Source organism: Oceaniovalibus sp. ACAM 378, assembly GCF_008085915.1.
GTDB lineage: Bacteria > Pseudomonadota > Alphaproteobacteria > Rhodobacterales > Rhodobacteraceae > Oceaniglobus.
In genome coordinates this window covers 135,357-155,565 of the sequence record NZ_VSJK01000006.1, presented here as the reverse complement: position 1 = coordinate 155,565, position 20,209 = coordinate 135,357, and the positions used below count along the sequence as shown (strand labels likewise).

Sequence of the window (20,209 nt, the reverse complement as noted above, 5' to 3'; positions counted from 1 at the left end):
GGTCGGGTGGGTGGGCGTCGCGCAAACCGCGCGGTCGCCCACCCGAAACGGGGTCAGCCCGGCTGTTTGGTGGTGCGCAGATAAGGCAGTTTCTTGTCAAAGCCGCCGTATTTTTCGTTCGCCTCTTCGTCTGACACAGCAGCGGTCAGCACAACATCTTCACCAACCTTCCAGTTCGCTGGCGTGGCCACCTTGTATTTCGCCGTCAGGCGGATCGAATCCAGCGCGCGCAGGATCTCGTCAAAGTTGCGCCCGGTTGTCATCGGATAGGTCAGCGACAGCTTGATCCGCTTGTCCGGTCCGATGACAAACACGCTGCGCACGGTCTGATTGTCCGCAGGCGTCCGCGTACCCACATCGCCCGAGGCTTCGGCGGGCAACATGCCATAGAGCTTGGCGACCTTCATGTCGGTATCGCCGATCATCGGATAGTGCACTTCGTTGCCGGTCAGGGCCGTGATGTCAGCTTTCCACTTGTGGTGATCGCTGACCGCGTCGACGGACACGCCAAGGATCTTGGCGTCACGCTTGGCAAAGTCGTCTTCCATTCCCGCCATGAGCCCCAACTCGGTGGTGCAGATTGGCGTGAAATCCTTGGGATGGGAGAACAGGACGGCATAGCCATCCCCCATCCAATCGTACAAGTTGATCTCGCCCACCGTCGTGTCGGCGGTGAAATCGGGGGCGATGTCGTTAATGCGCAGGGACATGGAAGTTTCCTTTCGTGGCTTTGGCTTCATTCAGAATATAGGCCTCGTGCCGCATGCTTGAAACCCGTGACCCCTGCGGGGCGGCGAATATTGGGCGAACATCGTCTCAGAATGGGCATTTCACCTTGAAAGTCATGCTTACCCCGCCGTCAGGGTGGCGCAGCCTGAGCGACTCGGCATGCAACATCAGGCGCGGATGGTCGCGCACCGCGCCGTCGGCATAGAACGGATCGCCAAGGATCGGATGCCCCAGCGCGAGCATGTGCACCCGCAACTGGTGCGAACGCCCGGTTTTCGGGTACAGCCGCACCCGGGTTTCATCACCCTCCGTCCGGATGACCCGCCAGTCGGTCACCGCCGCCCGTCCGTTTTCGTGATCGACCATCTGGCGCGGCCGGTTCGGCCAGTCGACGATCAAGGGCAGATCCACCGTGCCTGTCGCGGGCTCCAGATGCCCGGCCACCCGCGCGACATAGCATTTCTTCATCATCCGTTTTTCGAATTGCAGTCCCAGATGGCGCTGCGCATGGGGGGTCTGCGCGAACACCATGACGCCAGACGTGTCCCGGTCCAGCCGATGCACCAGCAGAGTGCCGGGAAACGCTGCCTGGGCCCGTGTCAGGAGGCAATCTGCCAGATGTTCACCCTTGCCCGGTACCGAAAGCAGCCCCGCCGGCTTGGCCAGAAGCAGCAGTTCATGATCGCTGTGGACGATCTCCAGCGGTGTATCGGGGGGGACATAATCACTCATGGTAACCGGGTATCACCCGCAGCGGGGGGCGAAAAGGTCACTCGTGCCCTTGGCCAGCGAAGGATGCCTCCGGCGGGAGTATTTGGGCAAGGAGAAACCGGTCCACCGAAACCGACAGTCAGGTTGCGTCGAGACATGGGTGGATTGTCACCCTTTAGGCCTTGGCGCGCTCGCCAGTAGGATCGTACATCGGTTTCAGCGACGCCTCGGCCCTGACCCGCACCCCTGCCACGTCGATTTCATAGCATGAGGCGAGCACCTGCGCGGCGGTTTCGCCGCTGCACGGAAGATAGCCGAGCCCCATCGCCGCGCCCAGATGGTGACCATATGCGCCCGAGGTCAGGAACCCCACCACCTGCCCGTCGCGCAGCACCGGTTCGTTGTGATAGAGCAGCGGTTCAGCGTCCGTCAGGCGAAACTGCACCAGCCGCCGGTCAAGACCAGCGTCCTTTTTGCGCAGCACCGCGTCACGCCCGATGAAATCCGGCTTGGCCGTTTTCACCGCGAAGCCCAATCCGGCCTCAAGCACATGATCTTCGCAGGTGATGTCATGGCCGAAATGGCGGAATCCCTTTTCGATCCGGCAAGTGTCCATCATCTGCATCCCGCATAATTTCAGCCCCAGATCCTGCCCCGCCTCGAACAGCGTCTCGAATACATGACCGGCCATATCGGCGGAGACGTAAACCTCCCATCCAAGCTCGCCCACATATGTGACGCGGTGCACCCGGGCCAGAGCCATGCCGATCTCGATCTCCTGTGCGGTGCCGAACGGATTGACGGCGTTGGTGAAATCATTCGGCGACACCCGTTGCAGCAGATCACGCGCGCGCGGCCCCATTACCGCCAGGACGCCTTCGCCGGACGTAACATCGGTGATCATCACACGGGCATCCCCCAGATGACGGCGCAGCCAGACCTGATCGGCCAGACGGGTGGCGGCGGGGGTGACGATCAGGAAACAGGTTTCAGACAGGCGGGTGACGGTCACATCCGCTTCGATCCCGCCAGCATCGTTCAGGAACTGGGTATAGACGATCCGCCCCACCGGCACCGAACAATCGCCACCACAGACCCGGTTCAGGAAGGCTTCGGCGTCCGGCCCTTCGACCCGCAGCTTGCCGAAGGATGACATATCGTACATCGCCAGATTGGTGCGCACCGCCGCATGTTCAGCGGCGACATTGGCAAAGAAATTCTGCCGCTTCCAGCCATATTCATATTCCGGCACCTGTCCGGGAGCGGCAAACCAGTTGGGCCTTTCCCATCCCGCCAGCTCGCCCATTACCGCGCCGTTTTCCAGCATGTGATGATGGAACGGTGAACGTCGCACGCCCCGCGCTGTTGCCTTTTGACGGAACGGAAAGTGATCGGCATAGAGCAGGCCCAGCGTTTCCTTGCTGCGCTCAAACAGATAGGTCCGGTTGCCCTGAAACGGCTGCATCCGCGCGATATCGACATCGCCAAGATCAAAGGGCCGCGCGCCATCCTCCATCCACTGGGCCAGAGCCATACCCGCCCCCCCCGCCGATTGAATCCCGATCGAGTTGAACCCGGCGGCGACCCAGAAATTGTCCACCTCGGGGGATTGGCCCAGATGATAGGCATCATCGGGGGTAAAGGATTCCGGGCCGTTAAAGAACGTGTGAATCCCCGCCGTCGCCAGCATCGGCAGTCGGTTCACCGCCGCCTCAAGGATCGGCTCGAAATGGTCGAAATCTTCGGGCAGCTGGTCGAATTCAAAATCGGGACTGATGCCCGCCATCCCCCAAGGCTTGCTCACCGGTTCAAACGCGCCCAGCAGCATCTTGCCCGCGTCTTCCTTGTAATAGGCGCATTCGTCGGGCACCCGCAGCACCGGAAGCTGGGTCAGGCCCGCAATCGCCTCGGTCACGATGTAGAAATGTTCGCAGGCATGCAGCGGGACATTGACGCCCGCCATACGCCCCACCTCATGACCCCACATGCCGGCACAGTTCACCACATGGTCGGTGGCGATATGGCCGACCTCGCCGTCCTGCGCCCAGTCCACACCGACGGCCCGCCGCCCGTCACGCGTGATGCCTGTCACGCGCACGCCCTCAAAGACCCGCGCACCGCGCTGTCGCGCCCCCCGGGCCAAAGCATGGGCGATATTCGCCGGATCTCCCTGCCCGTCCAGCGGCAGCCAGACACCTGCCGTCACGCCTTCGATGTTCAGATGTTCGTACCGCGCCTTGACCTCGGCCGGGCCGATCTCTTCGACCTCGACACCAAAGGCGCGGGCCATGGCGGCCTGTCGGAACAGTTCTTCTTTCCGCTGATCCGTCAACGCGGCGGTGATCGAGCCGCAGCGTTTGAACCCGGTGGCGACCCCGGTTTCCGCCTCAAGCGCGCCGTAAAGCTCCTGCGAATACTTTGCCAGCCGGGTCATGTTCGCCGTCGCGCGCAACTGCGCGATCAGCCCTGCGGCGTGCCATGTCGTACCGCTGGTCAGGCGCTTACGCTCGAGCAGAACTACGTCGGTCCAACCCAGTTTGGTCAGGTGATAGGCGACAGAGCAACCGATGACGCCACCACCGATGATGACGACGCGGGCGTGGGTGGGCAGGGTCACGGGCAACGCTCCTTCAGACAATGGAGTGACCCGCGGCGCGGAGGCGGCGGGCCAGTTCGGCAATATGGAAAGGGCCGGTTTCACAGCAGCCACCAACGATGGTCGCGCCTTGCCCGATCCAGCCCATGGCGTGGCTGGCATAGGTTTCGGGGCCCATGTCGCGCCGCGCCGACAGGGCGGCGACGGTCGGCTTGTCCTTCAGGAAATCCTCGTTGATACGCTCGAAACCATTGGCATATGCCCCCACAGGCAGCCCGGCAGGCAGCAACGCCTCGAGAGCCGCTGGCATCGCCTCGGGGGCGGAACAATTGGCCAGAAGCGCCTGCGCCCGGCCCTCGAGCATCGGGAGGATATCCGCCACCCGCTCGCCCGACCGCAGGCGCGTGCCGTCCGTGTCGCTGACGGTGAGCGCCAGCCATACCGGCAGGCCGGTCGGCGCACAGGCGGTTAGAATCCCATCGGCATGGGCCAGAGACGCGACGGTTTCACACAGTATCAGATCGACATGGGCCGCCATTCCATGGGCGAGTTCGGCGTAAAGCGGCACGGAAATCTCGGGATCGGGGTGCAGATCAGGGCGGTAACTTGCGTTCAGCGGGCCAATGGCCCCGGCGATCCGGCCAGCCCCATGGGCGTTGCGGGCGGCCTCGACCTCGGACAGGGCCCGGTCCAGAATTTCTGCCAACCGCCCCTCGAGCGCTGTCCCGGCGAACCTGTCATGATGCACGGCATAGGTGTTGACGGTGGCCACTGTCGCCCCTGCAGAGAAGTAATCGGCATGGATGTCGCGCACCAATCCGGGATGATCCAACATCACCTGTGTCGCCCACAGGTTCGTCGGCAGATCGCCCGACCGGCGCAAAAGCTCTTGCCCCATGCCGCCGTCAAGCAGGGTGATATCGGTCATCCGCACGTCCTCCTCTATACATCGCAATCATCTTCGCCTCGGTGGCCTTTGGGTCATCGGGCGGGGCAGACAAGTTTGACCTCGGCCACGTGAACAAGCGCGACGGCGGTCATCCGGTCGCGCAATCCGCCCCCGGCCTCGCGAGAACGCTGCATAGGGTCATCCACAGCCTCGCCTTTGGTCACCCTTGCGGGGCCTCTCAGGCGCACCGCCTTGCACAAAAAGGCATCGACGACAGTCACGCCCGAATCCTGACGTTGTCGGGATCCCACAGGGGACGGTCCGGCTGCACCACCGCGCGGCACTTTTCGCCAAAGATTTTCACCTCCAGCACCGTGCCGGCAACCGCCAGATCGGCCCGCACCATGCCCAGCGCGATCGAGTGTCCAACCCGGTAACCCCACCCGCCTGATGTGGTTTCGCCCACCACGGTGTCGCCCTGCCAGAGCGTCGACATATAGGGCGCGTCACAATCCCCGGCATCGACCAGCAGCGTTACGAACCCCCGTGATCGCCCCCGCTTCCGTTCGGCCAGAAGAGCCGCCTTGCCGGGAAAATCGACGGGCTTGTCAGGCTTGATGAAGCGCTCCAACCCGGATTCAAGCAGCGTGTAGTCGGTGGAAAGATCGCCCTTCCACGCGCGATAGCCCTTTTCCAGCCGCAGTGCATTCAGCGCATACATGCCAAAGGGCACCGCCCCCGCCGCCGTCACCGCATCCCAGATCGCGGGCGCATCACCGGGCGCACAATGGATCTCCCACCCCAACTCTCCGGCAAAGGACACCCGCACCAGAGCGCAGTCCACTCCAGCAACCTGCCCCGCGTGCTGCACGGTGAGCCACGGCAGGCTCAGATCATGATCGCTCAGCCCCGCCAGAATCTCGCGGGCACGCGGGCCGGTGACCAAAAGGCATTCCACCGCCTCGGTGTGGTCGGTCACGGTGAGTCCCTCGGGGGCTTGCCGCCACAACAGTTCTGCATCGTGCCACTGTGCCATTGCGGCACCGATCAGCCCAACCTCATCCTCGCCGTGCACGATCACTGACATCTCGGTGACGACGCGCCCCCGGCTGTCGGGGAAATACGCCAGCCCGATCCGCCCCGGTTTTGGCATGGCCGAGGCCGTCAGCCCGTTGATGAATTCTCGCGCGCCCGTCCCCTTGACGTTCAGCCGGGTGAATCCCGAAATCGCGATAATCCCGCAGGAATCCCGCACCGCTTCGCATTCGGCTCTCACCCGCGACTCCCAAGGCCCGCTACGCGCCCATGTGTGCATCGCCGCGTCCGAGGTATCGTCGCCTTGCGCCGCAGATGGAACTTCGCCGGGCGCCGCGAACCAGTTCGCCCGTTCCCACCCGTTGTATGCACCCATCTGGCCCCCGGCGGCCAGCAGACGGTCGTGCAGCGCTGAAAGCTTTCGATCCCGCCCGGCGGGCCATTCCCGGTGCGGAAAATGCATGGCGTATTCGTGGCCATAGGTTTCGACCGCCTTGGCCAGACAAAAATCGGCGTCGGCGTGGGCGGTAAAGCGACGTGGATCGACCGCCCACATGTCCCATTCCGTGTGGCCTTGGGTGATCCACTCGGCCAGCACCTTCCCCGCCCCCCCGGCCTGCACGATGCCGAACGTAAACGAATGCGCCTCATACGCGCCGCGAACCCCCGGCATCGGCCCGATCATCGGCAACCCGTCGGGGGCATAGGGGATCGGCCCGTTGATCGTGCGCCCGACGCCCGCAGTCCCCAACAGCGGAATCCGCTCCATCGCATCGCCGATATACCATTCCAGCCGGTCCAGATCGTCGGGATACAGCTGAAAACTGAAATCGTCGGGCATCGGATCGCCGGGTGTGACCCAATGCGCCTTGCAGTTGCGCTCGTATGGCCCAAGGTTCAGCCCGTTCTTTTCCTGCCGCAGATACCACGACGAATCCACATCGCGCAGCAGCGGCAGATTGCGGCCGGTCTCGGTGCTCCAGGCGGCGATTTCGGGGATCTCCTCGGTCAGGAAATACTGATGGCTCATCACTGTCATCGGCACCCGACGCCCGCCAAACGGGAGGAACCAGTCCCCCACCCGCCCGGCATAATAGCCCGCCGCGTTGACCACGACTTCGCAACGGATATCGCCCTTGCCGGTGTGCACGACCCATTCGCCGCCCTCGCGCGATACGCCTGTCGCCGGGCAGAACCGTTCGATACGTGCCCCCAGCCGTCGTGCCCCCTTCGCCATCGCCTGAGTCAACTGCGCCGGGTCGATATCCCCGTCCAGCGGATCCCATAACCCGCCGGCAATGTCGTGGGTTTCCAGAAACGGGTGCCGCTCGCGCAGTTCGGCGGGCAACAGGATATCCATCTCAAGCCCCTGATACCGCCCCATGCCGACGACCCGTTCGAATTCGCGCATCCGCTCCTTGCCATGGCCCAGGCGCAAAGACCCGGTGACATGGTAATTCATCGGGTAATCCACATCGTCGGCCAGTGTGCGATACATCGCCAGCGAATATCGCTGCATGTTCATGACTGCCCAGGATGCGCTGAAGTTCGGACAGTTCCCCGCCGCGTGCCAAGTGGACCCGGCGGTCAGTTCATTCTTTTCCACCAGCACGCAGTCGGTCCAACCCGCCTTGGCCAGGTGATACAGCAATGACACACCGACAACGCCACCACCGATGACCAAAACACGCGCCGTTTTCGGAAAACCTGTCATCCCTGCCGCTCCCGTTCCGGGCACCTGACGCCCTGTTTCTTCTTTGCTGAAATACTCCCGCCGGAGGCATCCGACGCCACAGCCCGCACCACGCTCAGTAAACTGGCGGAGCGATCACCCAGATCGCCACGGCCGGAGTGTCATAGGGATTCATCCAGCGGAACGGCTCGCCGCGGACACGAAAGCTGTCACCTGCCTGCAACCGGTGCACCTGTCCGTCGATCCACAGGTCCAGCCGGCCTGAAACGATATATCCCACTTCCTGCGTCGGGCGGCTGACGGGGGTTTCGATCGAGGCGCCGGCGGCGAATGTGCTGTGCACCATCTCGAAATCATCGGTCAGGTCGGGCGACAGCAATTCCTCGACCAATCCGGCCTGTGTGCTGCCGATCCGTCGACGTGCGCCCGACCGCACCACATGGCCCACTTCGTTCGCTGCTGCCTCGGCCTGTCCGAACAACAAAGACACAGGCACGCCGAACAACGCCGCGAGTTCTCGCAGGTCAGCAACTGACGGGGCCGACAGATCACGCTCGACCTGGCTCAGCCAGCCGACTGATTTGCCCAGCTTCCCTGCCACGATGGCAAGAGTCATCCCGCGCCCGCGCCGCAACGTTCGCAGATCGGCCCCAAGTCCGGGGCGGTTGGCTGGATCGGAATGAAGCACTGCACGGCCATGAAAATTTCTGTTCAATTTTCACGTTAGCCGGACGGTGAAATTTTGCAACCAAATTTCACCGTCCGGATCAGAAAGCCGGTCGGTCCACCTGTGCGAAGGTGTCTTTCAGAATCTTTGCCAACCCATCGACATCGGCATCGCCAAACGCCCCGGGCCGGTTGCTGTCGATGTCGAACACGCCGATCAACCCCCCGTGATTGTTGAACACGGGAAGAACCATTTCCGACCGGGTCGATGATGCACAGGCGATATGGCCCGGAAAGGCATCGACGTCATCAACCAGTTGCACCTGTCCGGTGCGCGCGGCCGCACCGCAAACCCCGCGCGAAAACGGGATGACAAGGCAGCCGTGCCCCCCCTGATACGGCCCGATCTTAAGCATTTCGGGCGCCACCACGCGATAGAACCCAGTCCAGTCGAACCTGTCGTCGGAGTGGTGCACCTCGCAGGCCACCGTCGCCATCAGCGCCACGGGATCGGTTTCACCCTCGGTCAGGCTGGCGATCACCCGCGCCAGATCTGCATAGTCAACGGTCATCTCCGCCTCCTGAATCCACATTTGAAAGTAAGTGCAATTCGACACAACCCACGGATGAAAACCAATTGGTAATCTGTGCGTCGGTAAGATGGCAGGAGTTTGCCGATGGGAGAATTCGAATGCAACTGGATACGGCCAGCGACGAGAATCTTATGGTTGTTACGGTACGGGAAGACCGCATGGATGCGGCCATCGCGCTCGACTTCAAGGATGCGATGCGCGATCTGACCTCTGATGGCCCGGATCGGGTGATCCTGAACCTGGAACAGGTCCGCTTTCTTGACTCAAGCGGTTTGGGCGCTTTGATCGGCGCGATGAAACAGCTTGGCAACCGCCGGAAACTGGAACTCGCCGGGCTGAATCCAGCCGTGGAAAAAGTGTTCAAACTCACCCGGATGGACAGCATATTCACCATTCATGCAAATATCGCCGTCGCCTTATCGGGCAGCACGTTGGAAATTGCGCCATCGGCAGGGCGTGCCCATGCGTGCTGAACTGACTTCGGGTCAGGTGGACATGACCCAGACGACCGATAACGGCAACACTGTCGAGCTGCGGCTGACCTTTCTCAGCGCAAAGGCCAACGTGCGCGCCGCTCTGGCCAGCGTCATGTCCGGCATCGGTGCGATGAAACTCTGTGACGATGACAAAAGCACTGTCGAACTGGTGCTGGCCGAAGTGCTGAACAATGTCGCCGAACACGCCTATCGCGAAGAAGGCGGCGGGATAATCGAACTGCATTTGCGCCAAGCCGGTCAGGGTCTGATCTGCCGCGTGTTGGACAACGGCGCGGCAATGCCAAGCAGCACCCTACCCGCAGGATATCCGCCGAACCCCAACCGCCCTCGTGAACTGCAACCCGAGGGGGGATTCGGCTGGTTCCTGATCCGCAAACTGACCAGCGATCTGGCCTATTTCCGCCGTCAGGACCGCAACATCCTCAGCTTTCAGATCGCCGTGGGCCAGGCCGTTCTTTCAAACTGAGCTACTGGGTCAATCATGATGATACAGTCTGGTGCGACGCAACCAATGAGGCATAGGCGCTGCGCCTCCAAAGGTCCGACTGACGCACCATCCCGGAACCAAATTGGCCATTCGCGACCGACCACTCTGCATTAATCAACAATCGCCCCGAGAATGCCCCAATGCCTCCCCATCGCGAACAAATGCTACTGCGATACAGGAATTGTAGCTGCTTAAGGCTTCCCTCGGCGCCGTGTGTAACAGCCCCCACCCAGTGCGCGGCGTCGAGGTCTTGATCCCCCCCTTTTCAATCGCCGATCTCCGTCCTACCCTGCCGCCGAAAGCACTGGGGACGGGCATGGGTGATATCCACTTTCCTGACCGTTCAGCGGTCATTGTGGCCATCGGGATCCGCGCAACACCGCACCCTCTGGCTGCCAGGGTCGACATTCAGATGTTTCTGTCCGGCGCGTCGGACGCGCGCAGGGACGATTGCACCCTTGGACACGGAAAAGGAGAAACGACACATGCCCATCACCCCCGTCGCCGATATGGTCAAAGCTGCCAAAGCGGAAATTACCACGCTTTCCGTCGCCGATGCACGCGCGCAGATCGATGCGGGCACGGCCCTGTTGGTCGACATCCGCGACCCGCGAGAATTGGATCGTGAAGGCCGAGTACCCGACGCGTTTCACGCCCCGCGCGGCATGCTGGAATTCTGGGTCGACCCCGCCAGCCCTTATCACAAAGAGGCGTTGGCCACCGAGAAGACATTGATTCTGATGTGTGCTGGCGCGGCCCGTTCGGCGCTGTCCGCGCAGACGCTACAGACCATGGGCATGACCAACGTCGCCGAATTGGAAGGCGGGTTCAAAGGTTGGAAAGAGGCTGGCGCCCCATTGAAAACCGCAGACAAGTGAACCCGCGTTGACGATAGTATGAAGGACCCGCCCGGCACGCTGGGCGGGTCGCGCTTCAGTTCATCTGAAAATCAGGGCGGTACGAACCGTCCTGAAAATCACAGAACAGATCCGGCAGGTCGGGGTGGCCTACCGGCTCGCCTGAATAATCGGCGACAAGATTCTGTTCCGAAACATAAGCCACGTAATAGCTTTGGTCATTTTCGGCCAGCAGATGATAAAACGGCTGGTCCCGCGAAGGCCGGCTTTCCTCGGGGATGGAATCATACCATTCTTCGGTATTCGCAAACATCGCATCAACATCAAAAACAACCCCGCGAAACGGGTGCTTACGGTGGCGCACCACCTGTCCAAGGTGATACTTGGCTCTGGATTTCAACATCGGCTTGTCCCCCTGACGGTCCCTGACTAGTCGATTCCGAGTGATGTTGTCCATCGAACTGCCAAAGATTCGGAGAAACAGTCTGTGAACCTGATTTTGACAGTGGCCGAGATCGTCGCGCCGGTCTCTATTCTTGCGGCCATATGTCGGCGCAGATTGGATCATCGGGCGGTGGTTCGCCCTGCCCCTGTTGCATTTGCGGTGCTTGTCCTTCAGGTGGAAACGCTAGGTGCCGTCACCAGTGAACTGCTGGCCGGAAATATGGCGCCGATTCTGATGCCGTGGCCGGGCTGGTCGTGGTCTCGACCCTGAGGGCAGTGATCGCGCTTCCGGTCACACTTGCGTTTGTGATGTGACGCACCGGGTTTTTCATTTCACCCCAGCGGGCCTTTCAGTTAGGTTGGTTGGAAAAGTGCAAGAAACAAAAGAAAAAAGCGAGAGGCAGATGAGCAGACGTCTTCGCGCACTGATTTTGCTGGTTTTCGTGGCAAGCTGCGGCAGCCGCGATTATTCAGCACCGCGCAACCTTGATAACGCCTGTTCGGTCGTCGACCAGCGGCCGAAATACCTGAGCGCGATGCGCAAGGCAGAACGGAAGTGGGGCATCCCCATCGCCGTCCAGATGGCGACCATCTATCAGGAATCCAAATTCATCGGAAATGCGCGTACGCCGCATAAATACGCGCTGGGCATCATTCCGATGGGGCGGCAATCCAGCGCTTATGGCTATTCTCAGGCGCTGGACGCCACATGGGACGAGTATCGCGACCAGCAGAGCAATGGCCGCGCCAAGCGTGATGATATCGACGACGCGACCGATTTCATGGGCTGGTACATGCACGAAAGCAACCGTCGCCTTGGCATCGCCAAGACCGACGCGCGCAATCAGTATCTGGCCTATCACGAAGGGCGCACCGGATATTCGCGCGAAAGCTACAATGCCAAGCCCTGGTTGATTCGCGTCGCCGGAGACGTGGGCAGCCGCGCCGTCAGTTATGACGTGCAGCTGCGGTCCTGCGGGCGGGCATGATCAAAGTGTTTTGCGTTCTACCTGAAAAATTTCTGTAGAACGCAAGACGTCTCAGCCTTTGCGCTGTCCGACTTCGTAGGGGATGTTGAACAGCGTCGACGACAGGTTTCCGCCGGTCTTCAGCTCGCCCAGGATGACCGTGGTGCGCGACCCTGCCCCGTCGGTGATAATCCACTGCCGCAACTGCACGGGGTTGCCGGTAAACACCAATTCGATCTTGCCATAGTCGGGGTTTGCCGGGTCCTGAGCCACCACGACGGTTTTCGGACCGTCTTCGCGGTGGCCGACCACCATGTCCCGGCGGGCGAAATCGACGTTCTTTTCAAGGATGATATTCAGCGGCGTGCGACTCAGCGGATATTGCTCGGGTTCGATCGCATTGGATTTGGCGTCAAAGATCGCCACTTGCCCGCCACCCACCATGACTAGCGTTTTTTCTGGTGGATTATAGTCGAACCGGCACCGGCCTGGCCGTTTGATATAGATCCGGCCCGTCGAAATCGTACCGTCATCGTTGATCTGGGTAAAATCCGACTGCGCGGTCTGCAACCGGTTCAGATAGGCAGACAACTCGTTCAGCGAAAGCTTCGCCGCCTGCGCCGGGGCGCCCATCAGGGCAAGGACCGATGCCGCGCTGGCGCCGGCAATAAAAGTGCGTCGGGTGAACATTGCATTCCTCGCTTCTCGCTCTGACGTCTATATAGGGTGCCGCGCGCCAGATCGCCAAGTCACCCGGCGAAGTTTCGCGCCACGGCGCACTGCAATGTGATCCTGAATCTTTGCGGGAACCTTTGGCACCGCCAGCGAATTGAACTGGTGAAACGGCCAGACGGCCCTGTGCGGCCGCGCCGCGCCAGACACGAAAGCCCTGTGCGACCGCGCTGAACCAGACACGAAAGGAACGACCATGCCCGAAGCTTTTGTTTCCGGACTGAACGATCAGACCCGCCACAAGATGATTGATCTGCTGAACGCCCGCTTGGCTGACACCGTCGCGCTAACGCTGGCGGTCAAGCAAGCCCATTGGAACCTGAAGGGTCCAGGATATATCGGCGTTCACGAATTGCTGGATCAGGTGGCCGATCGTCTGCGTGAAGGGGCCGACCTGATGGCCGAACGCGCGGTGATCCTTGGTGGCCATGCCCGCGGTACGGTCGAAGAAGCGGCAGAGAAATCAACGCTCGACGCCTATCCGCTGGAAATCGAAAATATCGCCGATCATGTCGCCGCCCTGAAGGATCGTTTCCTGAAAGTGGGCGAAGCGGTGCGTGAAGCGATCGAAGAAGCGTCTGACGCGGGCGATGCGGATACCGAAGATCTGTTTACCGAGGTGTCGCGCCAGATCGACAAGGACGCTTGGTTCATTGGGTCGAACGCCCCGATCTGAGCCGCAACTCAGGACTGCGCCACAGAATAATCCCCCGGGTGCCGCACCCGGGGGATCGGCTTGGCTTAATGTTGCTCGGGCACCAGTATTTCGCGTTTGCCCACATGGTTGGCGGACGAGACGACGCCTTCGTCCTCCATCTGTTCGACCAGACGGGCGGCTTTGTTATAGCCGATCCCCAGCTTGCGCTGAATATAGCTGGTCGAACACTTGCGGTCCCTGATCACGATACTGACCGCCTGATCATACAGCGCGTCTTCGCCGTCACCGTTGCCAAGACCCAGAACCGCGTCGATGTTAGATTCCGTCGATTCGTCCGGGCCTTCGACCACACCGGACATATATTCCGGTGGCCCGAACCCCTTGAGGAAGTTGACGATTTCTTCGACCTCTTCATCCGAACAGAACGGCCCGTGCACGCGGACGATTTTCGATCCACCCGCCATATACAGCATGTCGCCCATACCAAGCAGTTGTTCGGCGCCCATCTCACCCAGAATGGTGCGCGAATCGATCTTCGACGTCACCTGAAACGAAATCCGCGTCGGGAAGTTCGCCTTGATCGTGCCGGTGATCACGTCGACCGAGGGGCGCTGTGTCGCCATGATCAGGTGAATGCCCGAAGCCCGCGCCATCTGTGCAAGGCGCTGAATACATGCCTCGATCTCTTTCCCCGCGACCATCATCAGGTCGGCCATTTCGTCGACGATGACGACAATGAAGGGCAGGATCTCGGGCTGGATCTCTTCGGTTTCAAACACCGGTTCGCCGGTATTATCGTCGAATCCAGTCTGCACCGTACGGCTGAACATCTCACCTTTGGACAGCGCCTCGCGGACGCGACCATTATAGCCTTCGATGTTGCGCACACCCATCTTCGACATCTTGCGATATCGCTCCTCCATCTCGCCCACTGTCCATTTCAGGGCAACGACCGCCTTTTTCGGGTCGGTCACGACAGGCGACAGAAGGTGCGGGATGCCGTCATAGACCGACAGTTCCAGCATTTTGGGGTCGATCATGATCATCCGGCATTCTTCCGGTGTCAGCTTGTAGAGCAGGCTGAGGATCATCGTGTTGATGGCGACCGATTTACCCGACCCCGTGGTGCCCGCGATCAGCAGGTGGGGCATCTTGGCGAGGTTCGCGACCACCGGATCGCCGCCGATATCCTTGCCCAGAGCCAGCGGCAGGCGCATCTGCGAATCGCCGAAATCGCGTGAGGCCAGAATTTCGCGCAACACGCACATCTCGCGGTTCACGTTGGGCAATTCGATCCCGATCACACTGCGCCCCGGCACGGTCGAGACACGCGCCGAAAGCGCCGACATCGACCGGGCGATATCGTCCGACAGGCCGATCACCCGCGACGCTTTAAGGCCCGGAGCCGGCTCCAATTCGTACATTGTCACGACAGGGCCGGGACGGACCGACACGATCTCGCCCTTGACCCCGTAATCGTCCAGCACCGATTCCAGCATCCGCGCATTTTCCTCAAGCGCCTCGTCGCTCAAGTGGTGGCGGGTGATCGTGTCCGGACTGCTCAGCAGGCTCAACGGCGGGCGTTCGTATGCCGCATATTTTTCCTCGAACTGCAACGCAGGCTGCGCCTCGGCCTGCGCCTGTCTGCTGGGCACGAGCGCTTTTTTCGGCGCGTGTTGCACGACGCTTTTCGCCGATTCCGCCTGCGCGCTGCGGAACACCGGGGGCACCATGGGCGTGGCGGCCACCAATTCGCATTCCGGCATGATGATCTCGTCATCGTCGTCGTCATCATATTCGGCGTGATAGACGGGCGCAGGCACCCGTGTATCAGCAAGATTCGGGGCGGCAGGCGCAACCCGCGAAACGACCGATGCTGCCTGAAGCGGCGGCTCGGCAGGCAACATTTCGTCCGTTGGGGCCGGTTTGGTATTCAGAACCATCGGTTGCGGCCCGCGCGGATGCCGGGCGCGGAGAACCGGCGGTTCGGCCCGTCCACCGGGGCCGACAGAGGCCATGAACGGGCGCGCACGTACCCGCGACTTGATCACATCGGCAATCTTGGCCTTGATCCGGTCGTCGCCCTCGGGCATCGGCGCCAGATCGGGGTATACCTGCTCATCGACCACAGGTGCATCTGCCGGAGCCGGGCGTCGGAACAGCGACGGCAACCGGTCGAGCAGCGATGCGCGTGCCGCCGGGGCAACTGCGGGGGCCATGGAGTCATACGAATCGTCCATCATATAGGGCGCGGCGACATACTGTGGCGCGGTATCGGGGTCGAACCTCGGCTCAGAGCTTCGTTCGGCGCGGAAATCGCCACGCGGGTCCGCACGCAGAACCGGGGTGCGGCGCGGTGTTTCCGGCTGTTCCCATGCCATATCAGCCTCGGCCTGAAGACGGGCCGTCTCGGCGGCTTCTGCCTTGGACTGGGCGCGGCGGGCGGCCATACCATGGCCCGCCACCTGCGCTGCCTTGAACCCTGTCGCGGCACCCTTGCCCAGACCGACAGCCCCCCGGCCAAGTGAATTCATCGTCATGTCATAGCACTGCAAGACCGACCGGACCAGGAATCTGACGACCAGTTGCAACTCGCTGCGGGTAAAGCCCAGCGCGAAAAGACCCATGGCGAGCATACCGCCGGCCACGATCAGCGCGGTCAGTTTCAACCCGAATGTTGCCTTGACCGGGACAACCCCAAGAACGGCACCCAGAATCGTGTCGCCGAACAACCCGCCCAGCCCGAAATAGTTGGTCCAACCCGCAGGCGGTTCGTGTGTCGACGCGTAAACAGCGGCCAAAGCGATGGCCAAAGGCGCAAAGATCAACCGCGCCGTCGCGCGATCTTCGCCCATATGGGCCATGAACCGCAGCCCCCAGGCAAAGAACACCACGGGAAACCCCCAAGCACCCCAGCCGACGATGTTTAACAGTGGTGCCGAAACCGACGCGCCAAACCGACCCAGCAGATTCTGCGCAGGTTCCTGAGTAACCGAGAACCAGCTGGGATCGTCAGGCACCGCCGTCCCAAGCATAAGCGTTGTTGCAAGTCCCAACGCGATCAGGATCAGCCCAAGCAGTTCCTTGCCACGCCGCTCCAGCACCGCTTGGGTGTCGCTATCAAAAAGCGGATCGCGCTGTCTGGTCTGATACGCCATGGATTCTCGTCCTCAGGTGAAGATGCAATCGCGAAGCCGTTCCAGCCCGCCCTGCATCTCTTGTTGTTCCGCCACAAGGGCCACTCTTATATATCCCCGTCCGGGGTTGTCACCGTTCACGTCGCGCGAAAGATAGGCCCCCGGCAAGACCCGCACGCCGGTTTCGCGCCAGATCTTGAGGGCCGCCGCTTCTCCGTCTTCCACCGGAAGCCACAGAAAGAAACCCGCTTCGGGCGCGCCGCACCCCTGGATGCCCGCAAAGACCCGGTCCGCAATGTCGAACTTGGTTTGATAGATCGCGCGCGACGCGGTGACATGCGCCTCGTCGTTCCACACCGCTTCGGCCGCCCGTTGCAAGGGCAACGGTATCGGCGCCCCGGAATAGGCGCGCAACTGCCGCAGCCGGTCAATGTTCTGTGGCCCGCTGGCGACAAACCCGGCCCGCAGCCCCGGCAGGTTCGAGCGTTTGGAAAGCGAATGAAAAATCACCACACGTTCGGGATCAGCGCCCATCGCGCGGGCCACCTCGATCGCGCCAACTGGGGCGGCATCGCGATAGATCTCGCAATAACACTCGTCGGCAAAGATCCGAAAATCATACCGCTCAGCCAGCGTGATCAACGCACGCCAGTATGCCGCATCGGCCACGGCGCCCTGCGGATTGGCAGGCGAACAGACATAGGCGATGGCGGTGCGGTTCAGCACCTCTGCCGGCAGCGCGCCATAATCAGGAAGAAAACCGGTCGCAGCAGTGGCCGGAACATAGACAGGCTCGGCCCCGACGGCCAGCGCGGCGACGGCATAGACCTGATAAAACGGGTTTGGCGTCAGCACGACCGGCCGCCCGCGCTTTTCTTCGGGACACAGGGCAATGGCGCTGTTGAACAATCCCTCGCGGGTGCCGTTCAGCGCCATGATCTCGCGCTCGGAGTCAAGCGTGACACCATAGCGCCGTTCAACCCAGGCGGCCATGGCGGCCAAAAGTTCCGGCGTGCCGTCATTCGGTGGATACTGTCCGAATCCGGCAGCATTCTGGGTGATGATATCGGTGATCCAAGCCGGAAAAGCGTGTTTCGGCTCGCCAATCGACATATGCACGACGTCGCCGCCCGGCGCATGGGCGTCGAGCAATCGCCGCAGACGCGGGAACGCATACTCAGGCAGGTTCGAAAACCTCTGGGGAAACTGCATCAGTGCCTCGAACGGGGTCGTTTCGCCCCTTTGATCCCGAGGATAGCCCAGTGACCAAGCCATGGTCCACAAAAAGCCCCGACATTTCCACAGTTTGTATCGGTGGGTGTGGCTTTCCGGTCAGGGGCTGGTTGGCGTCAACAATCCCCGTCAGCCGTCGCCACCCGGTTTCTCCTTGTGAAAATACTCTCGCCGAAGGCCCAAATTTTCGACGAAAATTTGCAACCCCGCCCGATCAGTCCAGCGATCGGGCCTCATCGACCAACATCACCGGGATACCGCCCCGGATTGGATAGGCCAGATGGGCCGCCTTGCTGACAAGTTCCATACGCACGGCATCAAAACTCAAGGGCGCACGCGTCTGCGGGCAGACCAGGGATTCCAGCATCCGGCGATCATAGGCAGGTGGGGTCATTGCATGATCTCGACGGAATCGCCTTTGCGCAGGGCAAATTCGATCAGCGTGACCAGAGTTTCGCGCCGGGTCGACAGAGACGGCGCTTCAAGCAGGGCTTGCTTGTCCTCCGGTTCGAACGGACACAGCATGGACAGCGAGTTGATCAGAAGTTCGTCCTCGGCCTCATGCAGAGATTCCCAATCGGTTTTCAGGTCTTCTGCATCGAAGAACCGGCCCAGCAGATCCAGAAACTCTGTCCGGTCGAACGCCGAGTCATGTTCGACCGGGCCCAGATCCCGCGAAAACCCATCCCATGACACATCACAGCGTGAATAGGGTTCAAATCCCGTGACCTCGCGCAGGACGCGGAACCGCGAGAGGCCAGACAGCGTGATCATATACCGCCCGTCCTCGGTTTCGGAAAATCCGGTGATCCGCCCGGCACAACCGATGGCATGCAACCGGCGTTCGTCCGATCCGGGCACCTCGCGCGGCTGGATCATTCCGATCAGCCGCCCGGGGGTTTTCAATGCATCGTCCAGCATCGCCAGATACCGCGGCTCGAAGATGTGCAGCGGCAGGTTCGCACGGGGCAGCAAAAGAGCGCCCGGCAAAGGAAACACGGGAATCGTCGGGGGGAGATCTTTGAATGGCAACATGGCTCTTAGATAGGTCGCAGTCCCGCCCCGGCAAACCCCCTCAGACGAATATCATCGACGAAAGCTTGCGCCGTCCGGTCAGGACGATGGGATCTTTCGCCGGCAAGGCATCAAAAATCGTGAAAAGCTGTGTTTTTGCAGCTGCATCATTCCACTCGCGATCGCGCCGGAACAGGTCAAGCAAATGATCGACCGCGCCCTGCACATCACCATTGGCATGCAGCGCGATCGCAAGATCGAACCGCGCCTGATGATTGTCCGGATCGGCCTGGACCGCGGCGCCCAGTTCGTCCAGCGGGCCAGTGTTGGCGGCCTGACGCGCCAGTTGCAACTGGGCATGGACAGCCTCAAGTTCCGGCGCATGGCTGATCGATACATCGGCACCGTTCAGGACCGCCTCGGCCTGATCCAGATCGCCCGTGGCGAGGTGGCAGCGCACCATCCCGGCATAGGCGCGCGGGTTCAACGGGTCTTCGCCCAGAATGGCGGCAAAGGTCTGAACGGCGTCGGTGACCGCGCCCTCCTCCAGCATTTCCTCCGCCGCTTGCAGCGCCTCGTCAAGCCCGTCGTCGGGGGCCTGCCCGCCGCCCGCTGCGATCACCCGCTGCACGAAGGCATCCAGTTCCGATTGCGGCACCGCACCCTGAAACCCGTCGACCGGCTGGCCGTTGAAGAACGCGAAAACCGTGGGAATCGACTGGATCTGCAGTTGTGCCGCGATGGCCTGCGCCCCATCGACGTTCACCTTGACCATCTTGACCGCACCTTTGGCGGCGGTCACTGCCTTTTCCAGCATCGGGCCAAGCGTCTTGCACGGCCCGCACCATGGGGCCCAGAAATCGACGATCACTGGCACGGTCTTGCTGGCCTCGATCACGTCGGCCATGAATGTGGCCTCGGTCGCGTCCTTGATCAGGTCGGCGGCTGGTGGGGTCTGGGGGGTCTGGCCGAATTCCAGCATGGGGGCGGTCCTTTTTGCCTGCGCGGTACTGCTCTATCAGATGGCGTAAACAGGCTCGCGTTGCAAGGTTCAGCGCGTTTTTGGCAGCGCCAGACACATGTTCAGACCCGCAGGCAGCACCAGCCACACCCCTGCGGCATTGGACCGCACCACGAAATCGGGGCCGGCATTCTTTAACGTCACATGATCCTCGTGCCGTCGGGCAGCTCACAGGGACGCCCGAGACATCAAGCAGCAGAGCCGCAATAGTCCCGGTAGAGCCCGGGCGGATGGCCAGCCCGTCGTCGT

At 61.6% G+C, this 20,209-nt stretch carries 20 protein-coding genes; 5 read left to right on the top strand and 15 right to left on the bottom strand.

Annotated elements, in window-relative coordinates; all coding sequences use genetic code 11:
* Positions 1–53: 53 nt before the first annotated feature.
* From FQ320_RS09600 to FQ320_RS09565, 8 genes are all read right to left on the bottom strand, one after another.
* On the bottom strand, positions 54–710 hold the full coding sequence (locus FQ320_RS09600; protein WP_148471613.1) for a peroxiredoxin: 657 nt from the start codon (positions 708–710) through the stop codon (positions 54–56).
* A 106-nt stretch (positions 711–816) separates the two neighbouring features.
* On the bottom strand, positions 817–1,461 hold the full coding sequence (locus FQ320_RS09595) for a pseudouridine synthase (RefSeq protein ID WP_148471611.1): 645 nt from the start codon (positions 1,459–1,461) through the stop codon (positions 817–819).
* A 154-nt stretch (positions 1,462–1,615) separates the two neighbouring features.
* Positions 1,616–4,057 carry an FAD-dependent oxidoreductase gene (locus tag FQ320_RS09590; RefSeq protein WP_187393847.1) on the bottom strand — a complete coding sequence of 814 codons (2,442 nt, stop codon included), beginning with the start codon at positions 4,055–4,057 and terminating at the stop codon, positions 1,616–1,618.
* A 13-nt stretch (positions 4,058–4,070) separates the two neighbouring features.
* Positions 4,071–4,964 carry a homocysteine S-methyltransferase family protein gene (locus FQ320_RS09585; RefSeq protein ID WP_148471607.1) on the bottom strand — a complete coding sequence of 298 codons (894 nt, stop codon included), beginning with the start codon at positions 4,962–4,964 and terminating at the stop codon, positions 4,071–4,073.
* Between the two features lie 53 nt (positions 4,965–5,017).
* On the bottom strand, positions 5,018–5,206 hold the full coding sequence (locus tag FQ320_RS09580) for a hypothetical protein (RefSeq protein WP_148471605.1): 189 nt from the start codon (positions 5,204–5,206) through the stop codon (positions 5,018–5,020).
* Positions 5,203–7,674 (bottom strand): FAD-dependent oxidoreductase, encoded by a 2,472-nt coding sequence (locus FQ320_RS09575; RefSeq protein ID WP_148471603.1) that lies wholly within the window; start codon positions 7,672–7,674, stop codon positions 5,203–5,205. The genes FQ320_RS09580 and FQ320_RS09575 overlap by 4 nt, the downstream gene beginning before the upstream one ends.
* Positions 7,675–7,768: 94 nt before the next feature.
* On the bottom strand, positions 7,769–8,341 hold the full coding sequence (locus FQ320_RS09570) for a helix-turn-helix domain-containing protein (protein WP_255509442.1): 573 nt from the start codon (positions 8,339–8,341) through the stop codon (positions 7,769–7,771).
* Between the two features lie 79 nt (positions 8,342–8,420).
* A complete protein-coding gene (locus FQ320_RS09565) occupies positions 8,421–8,891 on the bottom strand; it encodes a GAF domain-containing protein (protein ID WP_148471599.1) in 471 nt (156 codons plus the stop codon).
* A gap of 119 nt (positions 8,892–9,010) precedes the next feature.
* On the opposite strand from FQ320_RS09565, the gene FQ320_RS09560 reads away from it, so the two are divergent.
* The 3 genes from FQ320_RS09560 (at position 9,011) to FQ320_RS09550 (ending at position 10,774) form a co-directional block, all read left to right on the top strand.
* Complete coding sequence (locus FQ320_RS09560; RefSeq protein WP_148471597.1) at positions 9,011–9,385, top strand: STAS domain-containing protein; 375 nt, start codon at positions 9,011–9,013, stop codon at positions 9,383–9,385.
* Entirely contained in the window at positions 9,375–9,875 is a 501-nt protein-coding gene (locus FQ320_RS09555; protein WP_187393846.1) for an ATP-binding protein, read from the top strand. Before FQ320_RS09560 ends, FQ320_RS09555 begins: the two co-directional genes overlap by 11 nt.
* A gap of 506 nt (positions 9,876–10,381) precedes the next feature.
* Positions 10,382–10,774: a rhodanese-like domain-containing protein gene (locus tag FQ320_RS09550; protein WP_148471593.1), complete on the top strand. Its 393-nt coding sequence runs from the start codon at positions 10,382–10,384 to the stop codon at positions 10,772–10,774.
* 55 nt (positions 10,775–10,829) lie between these two features.
* On the opposite strand, the gene hspQ is transcribed toward FQ320_RS09550, so the two are convergent.
* Positions 10,830–11,156 (bottom strand): heat shock protein HspQ, encoded by a 327-nt coding sequence (gene hspQ / locus FQ320_RS09545; protein WP_148471895.1) that lies wholly within the window; start codon positions 11,154–11,156, stop codon positions 10,830–10,832.
* A gap of 445 nt (positions 11,157–11,601) precedes the next feature.
* Between hspQ and FQ320_RS09535 the strand changes: the two genes are divergently transcribed.
* Positions 11,602–12,186: a transglycosylase SLT domain-containing protein gene (locus FQ320_RS09535; protein WP_148471591.1), complete on the top strand. Its 585-nt coding sequence runs from the start codon at positions 11,602–11,604 to the stop codon at positions 12,184–12,186.
* Positions 12,187–12,237: 51 nt separating this feature from the next.
* Here FQ320_RS09535 and FQ320_RS09530 read toward each other — a convergent pair whose 3' ends face one another.
* Complete coding sequence (locus tag FQ320_RS09530; RefSeq protein ID WP_148471589.1) at positions 12,238–12,855, bottom strand: outer membrane lipoprotein carrier protein LolA; 618 nt, start codon at positions 12,853–12,855, stop codon at positions 12,238–12,240.
* A gap of 238 nt (positions 12,856–13,093) precedes the next feature.
* Here FQ320_RS09530 and dps point away from each other — a divergent pair, with 238 nt between their 5' ends.
* Positions 13,094–13,573, top strand: coding sequence for a DNA starvation/stationary phase protection protein Dps (dps, locus tag FQ320_RS09525; protein ID WP_148471587.1), 480 nt, complete (start codon positions 13,094–13,096; stop codon positions 13,571–13,573).
* A gap of 65 nt (positions 13,574–13,638) precedes the next feature.
* On the opposite strand, the gene FQ320_RS09520 is transcribed toward dps, so the two are convergent.
* The 5 genes from FQ320_RS09520 to trxA form a co-directional block, all read right to left on the bottom strand.
* Positions 13,639–16,713 carry a DNA translocase FtsK gene (locus tag FQ320_RS09520; RefSeq protein ID WP_148471585.1) on the bottom strand — a complete coding sequence of 1,025 codons (3,075 nt, stop codon included), beginning with the start codon at positions 16,711–16,713 and terminating at the stop codon, positions 13,639–13,641.
* Positions 16,714–16,725: 12 nt separating this feature from the next.
* Entirely contained in the window at positions 16,726–17,904 is a 1,179-nt protein-coding gene (locus FQ320_RS09515) for an aminotransferase class I/II-fold pyridoxal phosphate-dependent enzyme (protein ID WP_148471893.1), read from the bottom strand.
* A gap of 235 nt (positions 17,905–18,139) precedes the next feature.
* Positions 18,140–18,319, bottom strand: coding sequence for a Trm112 family protein (locus FQ320_RS09510; protein WP_148471583.1), 180 nt, complete (start codon positions 18,317–18,319; stop codon positions 18,140–18,142).
* Positions 18,316–18,960: an LON peptidase substrate-binding domain-containing protein gene (locus FQ320_RS09505; RefSeq protein ID WP_148471582.1), complete on the bottom strand. Its 645-nt coding sequence runs from the start codon at positions 18,958–18,960 to the stop codon at positions 18,316–18,318. Before FQ320_RS09505 ends, FQ320_RS09510 begins: the two co-directional genes overlap by 4 nt.
* Before the next feature lie 40 nt (positions 18,961–19,000).
* A complete protein-coding gene (gene trxA, locus FQ320_RS09500) occupies positions 19,001–19,921 on the bottom strand; it encodes a thioredoxin (RefSeq protein ID WP_148471580.1) in 921 nt (306 codons plus the stop codon).
* Between the last annotated feature and the right edge of the window lie 288 nt (positions 19,922–20,209).